This is a genomic window from Rhizomonospora bruguierae (assembly GCF_018397995.1).
Taxonomy (GTDB): Bacteria; Actinomycetota; Actinomycetes; order Mycobacteriales; family Micromonosporaceae; genus Rhizomonospora; species Rhizomonospora bruguierae.
Genome location: NZ_BBQH01000010.1, coordinates 65,583 through 80,095, shown reverse-complemented (window position 1 = coordinate 80,095; position 14,513 = coordinate 65,583). Strand labels below are relative to the sequence as shown.

General features: G+C 75.6%; 13 protein-coding genes and 1 pseudogene. 12 read left to right on the top strand and 2 right to left on the bottom strand.

Annotated features, from left to right (window positions below; genetic code table 11):
* Positions 1-10: 10 nt before the first annotated feature.
* The 3 genes from KJS59_RS00415 (at position 11) to KJS59_RS00410 (ending at position 1,363) form a co-directional block, all read left to right on the top strand.
* Complete coding sequence (locus KJS59_RS00415; protein ID WP_213450163.1) at positions 11-871, top strand: patatin-like phospholipase family protein; 861 nt, start codon at positions 11-13, stop codon at positions 869-871.
* 116 nt (positions 872-987) lie between these two features.
* On the top strand, positions 988-1,113 hold the full coding sequence (locus KJS59_RS31660) for a hypothetical protein (RefSeq protein WP_283775671.1): 126 nt from the start codon (positions 988-990) through the stop codon (positions 1,111-1,113).
* Positions 1,103-1,363: a hypothetical protein gene (locus KJS59_RS00410; protein ID WP_213450162.1), complete on the top strand. Its 261-nt coding sequence runs from the start codon at positions 1,103-1,105 to the stop codon at positions 1,361-1,363. Before KJS59_RS31660 ends, KJS59_RS00410 begins: the two co-directional genes overlap by 11 nt.
* Here KJS59_RS00410 and KJS59_RS00405 read toward each other — a convergent pair.
* Positions 1,332-2,036, bottom strand: coding sequence for a DUF4142 domain-containing protein (locus KJS59_RS00405; RefSeq protein ID WP_213450161.1), 705 nt, complete (start codon positions 2,034-2,036; stop codon positions 1,332-1,334). The two genes, KJS59_RS00410 and KJS59_RS00405, sit on opposite strands and share 32 nt — an antisense overlap.
* A gap of 308 nt (positions 2,037-2,344) precedes the next feature.
* Between KJS59_RS00405 and KJS59_RS00400 the strand changes: the two genes are divergently transcribed.
* The 8 genes from KJS59_RS00400 to KJS59_RS00365 all read left to right on the top strand — a co-directional run bounded on the left by KJS59_RS00400 (position 2,345) and on the right by KJS59_RS00365 (position 12,683).
* Positions 2,345-2,719 carry a tetratricopeptide repeat protein gene (locus KJS59_RS00400; RefSeq protein ID WP_213450160.1) on the top strand — a complete coding sequence of 125 codons (375 nt, stop codon included), beginning with the start codon at positions 2,345-2,347 and terminating at the stop codon, positions 2,717-2,719.
* Between the two features lie 285 nt (positions 2,720-3,004).
* Positions 3,005-3,208, top strand: a complete 204-nt coding sequence (locus KJS59_RS00395) for a cold-shock protein (protein ID WP_213450159.1) — start codon at positions 3,005-3,007, stop codon at positions 3,206-3,208.
* Between the two features lie 741 nt (positions 3,209-3,949).
* On the top strand, positions 3,950-4,618 hold the full coding sequence (locus KJS59_RS00390) for a hypothetical protein (protein ID WP_249713748.1): 669 nt from the start codon (positions 3,950-3,952) through the stop codon (positions 4,616-4,618).
* 123 nt (positions 4,619-4,741) lie between these two features.
* On the top strand, positions 4,742-7,591 hold the full coding sequence (locus KJS59_RS00385; protein WP_213450158.1) for a putative bifunctional diguanylate cyclase/phosphodiesterase: 2,850 nt from the start codon (positions 4,742-4,744) through the stop codon (positions 7,589-7,591).
* Between the two features lie 139 nt (positions 7,592-7,730).
* Positions 7,731-8,708 (top strand): hypothetical protein, encoded by a 978-nt coding sequence (locus tag KJS59_RS00380; protein WP_213450157.1) that lies wholly within the window; start codon positions 7,731-7,733, stop codon positions 8,706-8,708.
* A 175-nt stretch (positions 8,709-8,883) separates the two neighbouring features.
* Positions 8,884-9,762: a phosphatase PAP2 family protein gene (locus KJS59_RS00375; RefSeq protein WP_213450453.1), complete on the top strand. Its 879-nt coding sequence runs from the start codon at positions 8,884-8,886 to the stop codon at positions 9,760-9,762.
* A 32-nt stretch (positions 9,763-9,794) separates the two neighbouring features.
* A complete protein-coding gene (locus KJS59_RS00370) occupies positions 9,795-11,462 on the top strand; it encodes a hypothetical protein (protein ID WP_213450156.1) in 1,668 nt (555 codons plus the stop codon).
* 93 nt (positions 11,463-11,555) lie between these two features.
* The gene (locus tag KJS59_RS00365) at positions 11,556-12,683 is read left to right on the top strand and encodes a DNA polymerase III subunit beta (protein ID WP_213450155.1); all 1,128 of its coding nucleotides are present in this window, start codon (positions 11,556-11,558) and stop codon (positions 12,681-12,683) included.
* A gap of 28 nt (positions 12,684-12,711) precedes the next feature.
* Here KJS59_RS00365 and KJS59_RS00360 read toward each other — a convergent pair whose 3' ends face one another.
* On the bottom strand, positions 12,712-14,040 hold the full coding sequence (locus KJS59_RS00360; protein WP_213450154.1) for a LuxR C-terminal-related transcriptional regulator: 1,329 nt from the start codon (positions 14,038-14,040) through the stop codon (positions 12,712-12,714).
* Positions 14,041-14,256: 216 nt separating this feature from the next.
* Between KJS59_RS00360 and KJS59_RS30765 the strand changes: the two are divergent.
* Positions 14,257-14,478, top strand: a pseudogene (locus tag KJS59_RS30765) (cellulose binding domain-containing protein); the annotation flags it as partial.
* Positions 14,479-14,513 lie beyond the last annotated feature (35 nt).

The following is a 14,513-nucleotide window of genomic DNA, read 5'->3' as shown; positions in this document are numbered from 1 at the left end:
CTTGCGGGTCATGGGCTTCAGTGGCGCGGGCGGTTCGGCGCTGGTGCTCGGTGGCGGCGGGGTCACCGGGGTGGCGTGGGAGATCGGGGTGCTCGCCGGCCTGGCCGAGCGCGGGGTGGACCTGACCGCGGCGGACCGGGTCATCGGCACGTCCGCCGGCTCGGTGGTCGGCGCGCTGGTCGCCGGGGGCGTCGGCGTGGAGGAGATGTACGGGGCGCAACTGGTCCCGCCGGTCGCGGAGGTGCCGGCGCGGCTGCGGCGCCGCACGATGGCGTACTACCTGTACTGCGCGCTGCGCGCCCGCAGCCCCCAGGAGTACGGCGCCCGCCTCGGCCGGATGGCGCTGCGCGCCCGGACGATGACCGAGGCCGAGCGCCGCGAGGTCTTCGTCGCCCGGCTGCCGGCGGCGGGCTGGCCGTCGCGCCCGCTCCAGATCACCGCCATGGACGCGCAGACCGGCGATTTCGCCGTCCTCGACCGGGACAGCGGCGCCGCCCTGGTGGACGCCGTGGGTGCCAGTTGCGCCGTGCCGGGGGTCTGGCCGCCGGTCACCATCGACGGCCGCCGGTACATCGACGGGGGTATGCGCTCCCCGGCCAACGCGGACCTCGCCGCGGGCGCCGACCGGGTGGTGGTGATCGCCCCGCTCACCCGCGCGGCCCGCCGGTCCGGCAGCGTGGCCGCCCAGGTGGCCCGGCTCGCCGCCGGCGGAGCCCGGGTCGAGGCGGTCGCGCCGGACGCGACCGCCCGCCGCGCGATCGGTCGCAACGTCCTCGACCCCACCCGCCGGGCCGACGCCGCCCGCGCCGGGCGCGCCCAGGCCGCGCGGGTACATGCCCGGGTCGCCGCGGTCTGGGACGGGACCGCCTAGCGGACCTCAACGGCGGCGTCCCGCGGCCGGCCGGCGGCGCCCCGTCGCGAACGATGCTCACGAAAGCCCGGGTGATCGGCGGTGAGGCGGGTACCGGGGTTACCGGGGGTGAGAGTATGCCTGCGAACACCCGGCGCAGAACCGGCGTGTGGATCGCTGTGGCGATCATCGTCCTGGCCCTGATCGTGCTGGTCATTGCCCTGAACTCGCGGGGCGGAGGGGGTGGTGGCGGTGGCTACTGAGGGTAAGCCCGAGCGCCGCTGGTGGCCGACCCGGCGCCGCACCGAGCGGCACGAGGTGGTGCGCGCCACGGCGGCCGTCAACCCGGCCGAGCCGGAGGAGCCGGCGCCCGAGCGGCGGCGCGAGACGGTCAAGACGCTGCGCTCCAGTCACCTGGGCAAGGTGGAGATGAACACGACCGTCGTGCGGGCCGGGGTCGAAACCACCCGGATGCTGAAGGTCACCCGGCACTACGCGAACGAGGGGTACTGAGTTCGGCGCGGTGACGGGGCCGCTCCGGGACGGCCCGGTACGCCCGCCCCGCCGACGCGATCAGCCCCATCGCCAGCAGGACGAGCACGCTCATCAGCACCGGACCGACGGTCGGCGGGCCGGCGGGCTCGATGCTGTGCTGGCTCGGAAGGTCCAGTTCCAGGGCGACCGCGTTCAGGGCGTCGTACTGGGTGCGCAGGGCGGCCAGCAGGTCCCGGGCCACCTTCACCGCCCGGGCGTCGGTGCCGGTGGCGACCTGGCCGGTCGCCGCGCGGATGGCCGCCGTGTGCACGTCCAGTTGGGTGGCGAGGAACAGCGCGTCGAACTGCTCGACCGGCGCGGCCGCGTAGCCGGCCAGCATGGTGCGCTGCTCCTGGTCCGGCGCGGTCGGCAGGACCACCCGCAGGATGCCGGCCGCCTGGCGCAGCGCCCGGTCCAGCCGGTCGTGGTCGTTGGCGAACCGGGTGCCCAGGTCGCGCACCTGCCTGCTGGCGCCCCGGCGCTGCGCCTGCCGGGCCCCGTCGATCTGGGCCAGGTTCAGTTCGTGCGCGGCGCGCAGGAACTGGGCGTCCGCCCGGGACGGCGCGGCGGCGGCCGGCGCGGCCGGCAGCGCCAGGCCCGCGACCGCCGCGCCGCCGAGCAGGCAGATCAGCAGCGCCAGTCGTCTCGCCATGACCCCTTCCAACCGCCTTCGCCCACGCTCTGGTGGCGCCTCTCGCGGCGCCCGCGTTCCCGGTGGCGCCCCCAGGGCGCCTGCGTGCCGCCCTTGCCGCGCCGGCGTGGCACCCCGCACGGCACCCGTCGCGGCGCCGGTCGGCGCCCTCATCCGGTGCCCAAATGGGTGGAAGCCGAACATCCGACCCGCGACAGGGTACCGCGCCCGCACCCGGCGGCGTCGGGCAGCGTGGCGCTGTCCACCTCGCCGGCGTCGGCCGGCTTGTCGGGTGGGCGCCGGGCGATCATCTTGGGCAATATGGTCGGGTGGAGCTGATGGAGGAGTACCGGCGGGCCGAGGCGTTCTTCGCCGCGGGCGAGCCGGCGGAGGCGGCCCGCATCCTGGAGCCGATCGTGGCGGCCGAGCCGGCCAACTCGGAGGTCCGGCTGCTCCTGGCCCGGGCGCTGTTCGGGGCCGCGCAACTGGCCCGCGCCGAGGAGCACCTGCGCGTGCTGATCGACCGGGATCCCAGCGACCACTACGCCCAGCACGTGCTCGGGCGGACCCTGGAGCGGCAGAACCGCCCCGCCGATGCCCTCGCCCACCTGCGCCTGGCCGCCGCCATGTCGCCGCACACCGACTACCACGAGGCGGTCCGCCGGGTCGCGGCGCGGGTCGACGCCCGCCGCCGGCCGCGCTAGTGACCCGCGGCCACGCCCCTCGGTCCGGGCGTCATCGCTACCCCGCGCGTACCGGGCGTAACCGGAGCGTGCTCGCCTCCCGTGACTCCCGGAGCGCCAGTTGCCCGACGAGGCGCGGGTGAGTCCTTCCCGGCGCGCGCGACACGGATGGGTTGGGCCAGTGTCGAAGCCCATGCCACGCGGCGTAATCGGGGCGACTAATGTGAACCGGGAGAGCGGGCGATCATCCGTCACCGAAGGAGTGGTGACGGCCGGACCCTTCGCCCGCCCCTGAAGGAGAAGTGCATGGCAACCGGCACCGTGAAGTGGTTCAACTCGGAAAAGGGCTTCGGCTTCATCGCGCAGGACGGCGGGGGCGCGGACGTGTTCGTCCACTACTCCGCGATCCAGACCTCGGGGTACCGGGAGCTGGGCGAGGGCCAGAAGGTCGAGTTCGAGGTCACCCAGGGTCAGAAGGGTCCGCAGGCGGCCAACGTCCGGCCGTTGTGATCGACCGGCCGCCCGGGGGTGCCCGCATCCCCGGGCGGCCCGCCCGTCAACCCAGCCCCATCAACCAGTCCTGGCAGCGCGGCCAGTCCTCACCCGGGGCGGGATTCGTGGTCCACGGGGAGGCATGCCTGCCCCGCCGACGGCGAAACCGCAGCCGGGTCTGCGGGGTGCCCGTGGCCCGTCGATCGTTGTCGTTGCAGCCGGGAAGTATCGCGTCTGAGCCCTTTGCTCTGCTTCCCGATAAGAAACCCCGGCTGTTCGACAATCGGACCCGGGCGGTTCCGATACGGAGCGGAGCAAAGGGCGTCTCGCGCCCTCGATCGCGCGGCAAGCATCTTAGGTACGGATAATCGCCCGAAACCGGCGGACCCGTACCAGATCTCGCCGGGATCTGCGCCCGGCGCACGCCCCGCACGCCCCAAACGCACCACCGGCCGCATAGGTAACGGTTGGCTGCAACGCGCCCATTTTCCGGCCGGGAATTGCCGGCGGCCGGCGTGCGTTGTGCATGGTCCGCGCATGATCGGGTAGGCGCGCCGGCCACGGACCGGCTCGCCGGGAATCCCGGCCGCGGGCCCATGGTTATACCGGGGCCGCGCGCCTGAAGCGCGGATTTTCCTCTCGGGTCTCGGACCGGTTTCACCTGATGTTTCGTCGCGAGGCCCGCCCCGGGTCGTCCATTCCGCTAGATGGTCTGTACCCGGGGTCGTGCGGACAAACACCAGAAAAGGACGTATAACTGTGTTCACGTTCGACCGCAAGACCCTCAAGAAGATCCTCAACGAGAACAAGAACAGCGCCGTCGTCGCGGCCGCCGGCCTGGCCCTGTTCGGGGGCCTGGCGCTCGGCGACGTGGCACCCGGTCCGGACACCGCCCCGGCGAATGCGCCGGCCGGCACGGTGGCCGCCCAGGGGCACGCGTCGCGTGCCGACCGGTCCCCGCAGGGGGTGCCGAGCACCGACACGCTGATGCCGAACGGCGTCCCGGCCGGCCAGGTCTCGTTCGCCCCGACGGCGGACCAGAAGGCCAACGCCGACGAGATCATCCAGGTGGGCGAGCAGATGGACCTGCCGCCGCGCGCCCAGGTGATCGCGGTGGCCACGTCGCTGCAGGAGACCCACCTGAACAACTACGGTCACCTGGGTGACGCCAACGACCACGACTCGCTGGGCCTGTTCCAGCAGCGCCCGTCGAGTGGGTGGGGTAGCCCGGACCAGCTGACCGACCCCGACTACGCGTCGCGGGCGTTCTACAGCCAGCTGAAGGACGTGCCGGGGTACGACTCGATGCCGCTGACCGACGCGGCGCAGACCGTGCAGGTCTCGGCGTACCCGGACGCCTACGCCAAGTGGGAGCAGATGGCGGCCGGCCTGGTGCAGCAGTACCACGCCGAGCAGGCGCAGAAGTAATTCAGCAATATCGATGATGGGCGCTACCCCGGCGGGGGTAGCGCCCATCGGCGTATCCGTGTATTGGTGAACCGGAGTGCCGGACCGTTAACGATCATCGACTGGGCCGCGGAACGGGGGACTGTGAAGCAGTACCGTCGCGCGGCCGGCGAGCGGCTGGTACCCGCCGCGGGCGGCCTGGCGCTGGCGGCGGCCGGGTGGCTCGCCGCGGGCACGGCGGGTCTGGCGCCGCCCACCTGGGGCTGGGTGCTGGTGCCGGCGTCGATGGGGCTCACCGTCGCGGCCTGCCTGCGCGCCGCCCGGGGTGCCCACCCGCCGGCGGTCGCGCGGTTCTGGCGCCAGATCGCGCTCAGCGCGGCACTGACCACCGCCAGTTGCGCGGTGCGGGCGTACCTGCTGATCGTCAGCGCCGGTCCGGCGGACAACCGGGTGTTCCGGTCCGCGACCGTACTCGCGCTGGCGGCCATGCTGATCGATGCGTGGGCGCTGTGCCGGTTGCCGCTGGGGCTGAACGGCCGAGCCGGCCTGACCGCGTTCCTGCTGGACATCGGCACGGTGATGACCGGTGCCGGGCTGTTCTTCTGGGAAGTCGTGTACCGGCGCCTGTTCACCGGCGGCGCCCAGGACCAGGGCGCCGTGATGATGGCGCTGACCACGATCGCGCTCACCCAGGTCGCCGTGTTCGTGCTGGCCAAGGTCGCGCTGACCGGCAGCGTCACGGTCGATGCGGGCGCCCTGCGGCTGTTCGGGCTCGCGCTGATCCTCGGCACGCTCGGCACCGCGCCGGACGCGTTCCTGTCCACGCACACCCAGTTGACCGTGGCACAGGTGTCGCTGCCGCTGGTCTGCTGGATCGTCGTGCTCGCCGCCCGCCGCCAGTGGCGCGCCGCCGGCCGTACCGCCGGCCCGGTCGCCGCGCCCCGCCGCCGCGCGTACTCGCTCCTGCCGTACGCGGCGGTGCTGGCCACCGAGGTGCTGCTGGTGGTCAGCGCGCTCTACGCGGATCGCGCCGAGCGCGCCGTCGTGGCGGCCGGCACGGTCGTCCTGGTGAGCCTGGTGCTGCTGCGGCAGGCCACGGCGTTCCGGGAGATCGCCCGCCTGCTGGCCCGGTTGGACCGGGGGATGGCCGAACTGCGCGTCCGCGAGCACCGGTTCCGCTCCCTGGTACAGAACTCGACCGACGTGACCACGATCGCCGACGCGCGGGGCTTTCTCACCTACGTCAGCCCGAGCATCGTCACGGTCCTCGGGTACGAGCCGGCGGAACTCGCGGGGCGGCACGGGAGCCGCCTGGTCCACCCGGAGGACCGGTCCACGGCGTACCGGTGGTACGCGGGCATCGCGGAGCGGCCCGGCGCCACGACCTGCTACCAGGTGCGGGTCGCGCACGCGGACGGCACGTGGCGGTGGATGGAGATCACCAGCGCCAACCTGCTGCACGAGCGGGGCGTGGCCGGTGTGGTCAGCAACGCCCGGGACGTGACCCAGGCGCGCCAGTTCCAGCAGCGGCTGACCCACCAGGCCAGCCACGACGCGCTCACCGGGCTGGCGAACCGGGCGCTGTTCGCCGAGCGGCTGGCCGCCGCGCTGGCCGTGCCCGGCTCGGCCCGCCCGGCCGTCATCCTGATCGACCTCAACGACTTCAAGAAGGTCAACGACGGGCTGGGGCACGCGGCCGGCGACGGCCTGCTGGTCGCGGTGGCGCGGCGGCTGCGCCGGCTCGCCCCGCCCGGCGCGACCGTGGCCCGGCTCGGCGGGGACGAGTTCGCCATCCTCGTCGACGACGCGACCGAGGACGCGCTCGCGGAGCTGGGCGAGTGCCTGGTCGAGCGGGTCGGGCCGCCGCCCGACGAGGGGGAGCGATGGCCCCGGGTGGGTGCCAGCGTCGGCATCGCCCACCACACCGCGGACCCGGCCACCCAGCCCGTCGCGGGCGCCCCGGACGAGTTGATGCGCCGCGCCGACATGGCGATGTACGCGGCCAAGGCGGCCGGTGAGCGGGGCGAGAGCCGGTGCGCCCACCACACTTCCGCCATGGACGCCGCCCTGGCCGCCCGGGGCCAGTTGGAGAGGGAACTGCGCGCGCTGCTTGAGGGCGTGCCGGTCGAGGTGCTGGGCGAGCTGTACCTCGCGTACCAGCCGATCGTCCGGCTGCCCGGCGGCGACGGCCGGGGCGACGGGCCGGCCGGGATGGTGGCGGTGGAGGCGCTGCTGCGATGGGAGCACCCACGGCGGGGCGAGGTGCCGCCGGGCGAGGTGGTGCCGGTCGCCGAGCGGACCGGCCTGATCGTCCCGCTCGGCCGGTGGATCCTGGCGCAGGCGTGCCGGCAGGCGGTGGCGTGGTACCGCGAGCACGGCGAGCGCAGCCCGACGATGAACGTGAACGTCTCCGCCCGCCAACTGCGGGACCCGGAATTCATCCGCGACGTGGACGCGGTGCTGCGCGAGACCGGGCTGCCGCCGCGGCTGCTCACGATCGAGGTGACCGAGTCCCTGGTGGTGGCCGACGCCGCGTCCTTCCGCACCCTGGACGAGCTGAACGGGCGCGGCGTGCGGATCTCCCTGGACGACTTCGGCACCGGCCAGTCCGCGCTGGCGCTGCTGGACCGTTGCCCGGTCGACGAGCTGAAGCTGGACCGCTCGTTCACCCAGGGCTGCACGGATCCGGGGCGCCGGCGGGTCGCCGCCGCGGTGGTGGGCCTGGCCGGCGCGCTGGGGCTGGACCTGATCGCCGAGGGGGTGGAGACGCCGGACCAGGCGCGCGAGTTGGCGCACCTGGGGTACCGCCGGGCGCAGGGCTTCCACTTCTTCGCCACGCCGCTGCGCGCCGCCGAGGCGGCCCGGATGATCTCCGCCGGGCGGCCCGGTCCGCCCCTCGGCGCGGCGGGTTCGCCGGTCCCCGCGCCCCGCACCGTGATCGCCGGCGCCGGGCCGCCGTCCGCCTCGTTGGGCTCGGCGGTCACCTCGGAGTGACCCGCCGCCGGCGGCACCGGCGCGGCAGGTCTGCGTGCCGGCGGTTGTCACGGCGTCGCCGCGGGGCCCACGCGGAGGTTTAGGTCCGCCGCCGCGACGTATCGGTCAGCAGACACCGAACCGGCCCGAGGAGGCAACGATGAGCACCCAGGAGCAGAGCGGACGGCACCCGCACCCGTCCGACGGCGGCGGCCACGCCGCGCGCGGCCTGCTGGACGCGGTCCGCGACGCCGTGGACAGCGCCGGCGCCGCCACCGTGTTCGGCGAGCCGATCACCCGTGGCGACGCCACGGTGATTCCAGCGGCCCGGGTCTTCGGCCGTGGCGGCGGTGGGGGTGGCGGCGGTGGCGGGATGCCGGGCGGCGACCGCGGGAACGGGCCCGGCGCGGGCGGCGCGCACAAGGGCGGCGGCTCCGGCGCGGGCATGGCGCTGTCCGCCAAGCCGATCGGCGCGTACGTCATCTCCCAGGGGCGGGTCCGCTGGCGGCCGGCGGTGGACGTGACCGGCCTCGCCCTCGGCGCCCAGGCGGTGGCGATCGCCGGGCTCGCCGCCGGCCTGCTGATGCGCCGCCGGAGGCCGATGGCGGCGCGCGGCCTCCCGGGCGGGCCGCTGCTCGGTGCGATGCTGGCCGGCAAGGCGATGCGCGGCGGAACCACGCTGGGCAAGGGCATGATGGGCGGCACCCTGGTCGGCAAGGGCGTGAAGGGCGGTGCCGTGCTGGGCAAGGGCATCCTGGGCGGGCACATGATCAGCCGGATGATGCCGGGCCGGGGCGCGAAGGGCGGCGGCATGCTCCCCGGGGGCCGGCATCGCGGGGGCATCATGGCCCGGATGATGCCGGGCATGGGCCGGACCGGGTGGAGCGTGTTCGGCCTGGGGCCGGGCCGGATGGGGATGGGGATGGGGCACATCATGGGGCGCCCCAAGGCGCGGCGCTCGATGATGCTCCGGATGATGCCCGGCACGTTCGCGGTGGGCATGAAGATGATGGGCCGACCGGCGGGGCGCAAGATCATGGGCAGGACGATCGGGGGCGGCGCGAAGGGCGGTAAGGGGCTGCTGTCGAACCGGGTCGCCCGGACCCTGGGTTGGAAAGCCGTGCGCCACGGCCGATAGGTACCCGGCCGTGGTGGTCGGGCCGGTGTCGGCGGTGGGCCGGCGCCGCCGCGGGACGCGCCACCCGGCCCGCAGGTCCAAATCGGACGGTCGGACGGGCGGGACGGCCGCCGCTGCGGTCGGTGGCACGGACCGCTACGGTGTGCGCGTGCGCGCCCGGACCTTCGGCCTCCTCATGCTCTGGCTGCTGCTCGTCGTGGCCGCCCACGCGGTGGCCTTCGGGCAGGTGTGGCACCTGTTCGTGGACACCCGCCACGGCCAGCTGCTCGACTTCATCGCGCTGTCCGGCAACCGGATCGGGCAGCGCCGGATCGGGTCCGTCGTGCACACCGTTCTGAACGCGATGTCGCTGGTGACCCTCGCGGTCACCACCGCCGTGATCGGCTTCATCGCGCTGATCCGCCGCCGGTACGCGCTGGCCGTGCTGGCCACCCTGCTGGTGGCCGGCGCCAACGCCACCGCGCAACTGCTGAAGTTCCGCATCGTCCGGCCGGCGCTCGGGGTGGACGTGGAGCGGGCGGGCAACAGCTTCCCGAGCGGGCACACCGCGGTCGCCGCGTCGGTGGCCGTGGCCCTGGTGCTGGTTCTGCCGGCGCGGGTCCGTGGGGTCGGCGCGGTGCTCGGTGCGGGCTACGCCGCGCTCGCCGGCGTGGCCACCATGTCGGCCGGGTGGCACCGGCCCAGCGATGCCGTCGCGTCGATCCTCATCGTCGGCGGCTGGGCCGCCCTCGCCGGTCTGCTGCTGGTCGCCGCCCAGCGCCGGGACGCGGTGGTGGCCCGGGCCGACGCCAACCGCCTCGCCGTCGGGCTGCTGGCCGTGGCCGGCGCGGCGCTGCTGTTCACCGCGGCGGTCGCGCTGCGCCTCACCGACCGGGTCCTGGCGACCCCGCCCGACGGGTTGGGGCGCAGGGCCCTGCTCACCGCGTACGCGGGCAGCGCCGCCGGCATCGCCGGGACCGCCGCGGTGGTGATGGCCGTCGTTCTGGCGACCGTGCACCGGGTCGTGCCTTACCGGACCCGGCACGAGGAGGCCGCCGAGCGCGTCGCGGCCTGACCGGCTGGCGCCCGGCCGGTACGGTACGGGCCATGTCGGAACCCGGGGCGTTCGCGGACTGGTTGAGCTCGGGCAACTGGGTGGACTACCGGCAGCGGCGCGAGTTGCGGGAGCTGGACAGCCAGGTCAGTGCGCTCACGTCGTCGCTGTCCACCCAGGCGCGGGAGAGCAGCCGGCTGCGGTCGCGGCTGAGCTACCTGGAGGGCTCGCTCGAGGAGCGCATGCGCCGGCTGACCCGAGCCTTCGACGCCTTCGTCGAGCTGAGCGACCTGCGCGTAACGCTGTCCATGTTCGACCCGCCCGCGCTCGTCCGGCACCGCGCCCGGCAGGTCGCCGCCGCCGCGTCCGACTCCGTCGTGCCGGCTCTGCCCGCCGTCGAGGACGTTCCCGGGTACTGGCTGCCGCCCGCCCTCCGCGCGCTGGTCGCCCTGCTGCGTGGCGAGGAGCCGGGCGCCGACCTAGCCACGGCCCTCGATCGCGACGCCCGCCGCAGCGCGCTGCTGATCGCATCGGTCGCGGCGGTCGCCGGCCGCCCCGACATCGGCGCGGACTGGATCGAGCGCGCGTTCCCGCCGCTGCGGGCGGACGCGCCGGTCACCCGGGCGCAGCGGATGCTGTGGACGGAGTGCCTGTGCGGCCGGTTCGGCGACGCGGGCGTGACCCTCGTGACCGCCCGCCTGGCCGCCATGGTCGAGGAGATGCCTGCGCAGCAGCGGGCGGAGGCGGCCGGCCGATGGGCGGGGCGGGTGGAGGCGTTGCCCGGCGGTGGGGGTGCACCCGGTTACCCGGGCATGCTGCCGCTCGATCCGGCGACCGCGACCGCGCTGTCCGCCGCCGGCCGGCTGGAGGCCCTGCGCAAGCTGTGCGAGTCGGGTACCGCGCCGGGAACGGCATGGCCCGAGCCGGCGCCGGCGGAAGGTGGCGCCTTCCGCGGGGCGGGTACCGCGCCCGAGCGGGACGCGGAGCGGATCGATCTCGGGCAGGTGCTGCGCGCGCTGGTGGACGAGGGCAGCGAGGAGGAGGCGCCTTTGCTGCGCCGCGCCGCCGACCTGCGCGCCGTGATCGAGGATGGGGCCGGGCCCGAGTGCCCGCCGTGGGGCGACCCGGCCGGCACCGGTGCCGACCTCCTGCTCGCGGACGCGTTCCACGCCGGGGCGACTCCGCTCGGCCCGGCGGCCCGCCGCGCCGGCGCCGCCTGGCTGCTCGCCGCCGCCGAGCCGCTGGCCGCCCGCGCCGCCCTGGACGCGCCCGCCACCACCACCCTTGAGGTGGCCGGCGGGACGGTCACCGTCGACGGAAACGGCGCGGTGCGGGGGCTGGAGGGGCTGCTGGCCGCGATCGACGCCCGGTACGGGCCCGAGCCCGGCCCCCGCCGCTGGACGGTCGCCCTGGCCGCCGGTGGCGTCGTGCTGTTCGGCGGGCTCGTCTTCTGGCCGCGCGGGCTCGCCGTGCTCGCCACCCTGGCCGGGGTCGCGTTGCTGGTCGCCGCGGGCGTGCGCTGGCGCGGCGAGCGGGTGCGGAGCACCGAACGCGAGGTCCAGCGCGGGTCCGAGCGCACCGGCGCGGAGCGCCGCGTCGCCGGTACCGTGGCGAAGCTGACCGAGCTGCGGGGGCGGCTCGCCGCGGCCGGCCAGGGCGCGACCGCGGACCTGGCGGCTATCCGCTCCGCCGTGGCGGAAAGCGCCGGCGGTCGCAGCTAGTCTGCGGTGCTCCGCTGCGGTGCAGAGCGCCGGTGGCTGCGGCGGGCCTGTGGTGCACCGGAAAGTGTCGGTGGTTGCGGCTAGCCTGCCGGCGTGCAACTCGATCTGACGGTGGCCGGTGGAGCGCTGGCCGAGGCGGCGGCGCGGATCTCGCGCCTGCTGCCCGCGCGGACGCTTCAGCCGGCCCTGGCCGCGGTGCTCGTCACGGCCGATCCGGCGGCCGGCGAGGTCGTGCTGGCGGGCAGCGACGGGGAGCAGAGCGCGGCTGTCCGGGTGCCGGCCGCGGTGCACGGCGCCGGCGCGGTGGCGGTGTCGCGGCGAGGGCTGGCGGAGACGCTCGCCGGCCTGGATTCGCCCGAGGTCCGGCTGGTGGCGGAGGGCTCCCGGCTGGCCGTGCGCCTGCCGGGCGCCCGGTTCGCCCTGCCCCGCCTGGAGGAGGCCGCCCTGCCCCCGCCGGCCGGGCCGCCGCCCGTGGTGGGCACCGTCGAGGGTGGGGCGCTGCGCGCCGCCGTCGTGCCGGTCGCGAGCGCCGCCTCCCGGGAGCACGCCTTGCCGATCTTCACCGCCGTCCGGGTGCGGTCCGGGCAGGGCGCGCTGCGCGTCGTCGCGACGGACCGGTTCCGGATGGCGGCCGCCGCGCTGCCGTGGCGTCCCGCGGCCGGTGGCGCCGGCGTCGACACGCTGCTGCCGGCCGCCCTGTTCGCCGAGGTGGCACGTCAGGTCGGCCGGGCCGGCGAGGTGACCGTGCACGCCGACGCGGACCGCTTCGGGCTGGCCTGGGACGGCGGCCACGCGGTCACGTCCTCGCTCGGCACACCGTTCCCCGACCAGCAGATCGACCGCCTCCTGTCGGTGCGCCCCGAGTGCGCCGTGGAGGTTGCGGCCGGCGACCTGGCGGGCGCGGTCGACCGGGCCGCGCCGTACGCCGGGCCGCACGGCAGGATCGCCCTGCACGTGGGGGACGGGGCGATCGTGGTCCGGGGCAGCGACCCGCTGGCCGGCGAGTCCGAGGAGGCGGTCAAGGCGTCGGTGCGCGGCGACCACGTGACCCGGGCCTACCAGGCCCGCTACCTGCTGGACGCGCTGCGCCCGTTCGCCGGCCGCACGGTGCGGGTGGAGGTGCAGGCGGGCCTGCTCGCGACGCTGCTGTGCGCGGCCGGGGAGGACGAGGTGGCGCTGCGCTACCTGGTCGTTCCGATGCGGACGGAGGATGCCCGGTAGCGCTCGACCATCGCCGTGGGCCGTGCGCTCACCGGGCGCGCGGTGCCACCACCACGTCCGGTACCACCACGTCCGACGGGTGCAGCAGACCGAGCGCGTACGCCGCGGTGAGGGCGGCCGCGCGGTTGTGGACGCCCAGCTTGCGGAACAGGTGCACCTGCGCGTTCTCCACCGTCTTGACCGCGATTCCCAGCTTCGCGGCGGTCTGCCGTACGGTGTCGCTGCGCCCGATGCAGCGCAGGATGTCCAGTTCGCGCGGCGTCAGCGTGGGTACCCGGCTGGCCGGCTCGGCGGTCCGCACCCGGGCCGCCTCGGCCAGCGGCTCGGCCACCGTGGCCGGCATCACCGCGTACCCCCGGTTGACCAGCGTGAGGACCGGGACGAGTTGGTGCGCGATGTCGTTGGCGTGCAGCACCGCGGCGGCGCCCTGCTGGAGCGCCAGGTCCGGGTCGGGTCCCGTGGCGTCGTAGACGACCACCGGGGCGTGCCCGGTCGGTGCGACCGCGTTCCAGTGCCGGGCCGTCGGGTTGACCAGGACCCGCAGGATCGAGCCCCGGTGCCAGCGCGGCCAGTGCATCGGCGAGACCGGCGGTGGCCCGGGCTCGCGGACCACCGGCAGCCGGTTCGCGATCAGCGTCGCCTGGACCCGGTCGGTGACCGGCCCGGGGTCGCCCACGACGAGCGTCACCGGCAGCCGCCCCGGCTCGGCCACCGCCAGCCGCTGCGGGTCGAACCCGTTCGGGCCCCGCCGGCCGTCCACGATGCCCAGCGACGCCGCCCGCACCACCGCCTCGGCGGCCCGGGTGACGTGCAGCTTCCGGTACACCCGCTGCTTGTGGCTCTCCACGGTGGCCGCGCTGATGTCCAGCAGGTCGGCGATCTCCGCGGCGCTGTGCCCGGAGGCGAGCAGCAGCAGGATCTCCCGCTGCCGGTCGGTCAGCGCGCTCGCCGAGCCGGCGGCGGGCGGCGGGTGGGCGACCTGCCGGCGCAGCACCGACAGCACCGAGTTCAGCCCGTGCGCGTGCGGCACCGCCGCCGCCACCCCGGCCTCCCGAAGTTCGGCCAGTTCCTCCGCCGTCAGCCGTTCGTAGATGACCACCACCCGCACCGTGGGCAGCCGGTCCCGTAGCAGCCGGTACATGCCCACGTTCCGGCCCGGGGTCGCGCCGGCGTCGGTCAGCAGCACGTCCGGGCGCTGGAGTTCGCACAGGGGCAGCACCCCCGCGGCCTCCGCGACCCGGCCGACCACCGTCAGGTCCGCCATCGCGTCCACACACGCCGCCAGGCACTCCCGCCGTAGCCGGCCGGCGCACTGTACGGCCACCCGGATGGCGACGCCGCCCGCCGCACCACTCATCACCGATGCCTCGCCTGCCTCCCGACGCGCCTGCTCACGATCGGCGCGCGCCTGCGCGCTCGCCGGGCGCGGGCCGCCGTGCCGCCGCCGCAGCGGCGCTACCGCTTGACGAGGTGCCGACGGTCGCTACGCGGACGTTAACTCCGGCTACTCTCCGCGTCTATCCGGCGTTGCGGTGAGGCGTTGACACCCTAGGGGTCGCCGGAAAGCATAGATGTGCGGGAATGCCGCGACCCCGACCACGCCGACCCCCACGGGTGGCGCGGGCCGTGCGTGCGCCGCCACCTACGCCACGACCGGCCAGCGGACGGGCGGCTACCAGGCGTCCGCAACAGCGGAAGCCACCCCCTGACCGGCTGGCGTGTCACCTGGATCGTTCCCTCGGGCCAGACCGTCACCCAGCTGTGGAACGGCACGCTGACCACCGCCGGATCGACCCTCCCGGTGACCGGCCGGCGTGGGATGGAACGGGT

Bases quoted from the DNA above. Each gene is read 5' to 3' on its own strand.
- KJS59_RS00415 (WP_213450163.1), top strand. From the start codon at position 11: ATGGGCTTCAGTGGCGCGGGCGGTTCGGCGCTGGTGCTCGGTGGCGGC.
- KJS59_RS31660 (WP_283775671.1), top strand. From the start codon at position 988: ATGCCTGCGAACACCCGGCGCAGAACCGGCGTGTGGATCGCTGTGGCG.
- KJS59_RS00405 (WP_213450161.1), bottom strand. From the start codon at position 2,036: ATGGCGAGACGACTGGCGCTGCTGATCTGCCTGCTCGGCGGCGCGGCG.
- KJS59_RS00395 (WP_213450159.1), top strand. From the start codon at position 3,005: ATGGCAACCGGCACCGTGAAGTGGTTCAACTCGGAAAAGGGCTTCGGC.
- KJS59_RS00380 (WP_213450157.1), top strand. From the start codon at position 7,731: ATGAGCACCCAGGAGCAGAGCGGACGGCACCCGCACCCGTCCGACGGC.
- KJS59_RS00375 (WP_213450453.1), top strand. From the start codon at position 8,884: ATGCTCTGGCTGCTGCTCGTCGTGGCCGCCCACGCGGTGGCCTTCGGG.
- KJS59_RS00370 (WP_213450156.1), top strand. From the start codon at position 9,795: ATGTCGGAACCCGGGGCGTTCGCGGACTGGTTGAGCTCGGGCAACTGG.
- KJS59_RS00360 (WP_213450154.1), bottom strand. From the start codon at position 14,040: ATGAGTGGTGCGGCGGGCGGCGTCGCCATCCGGGTGGCCGTACAGTGC.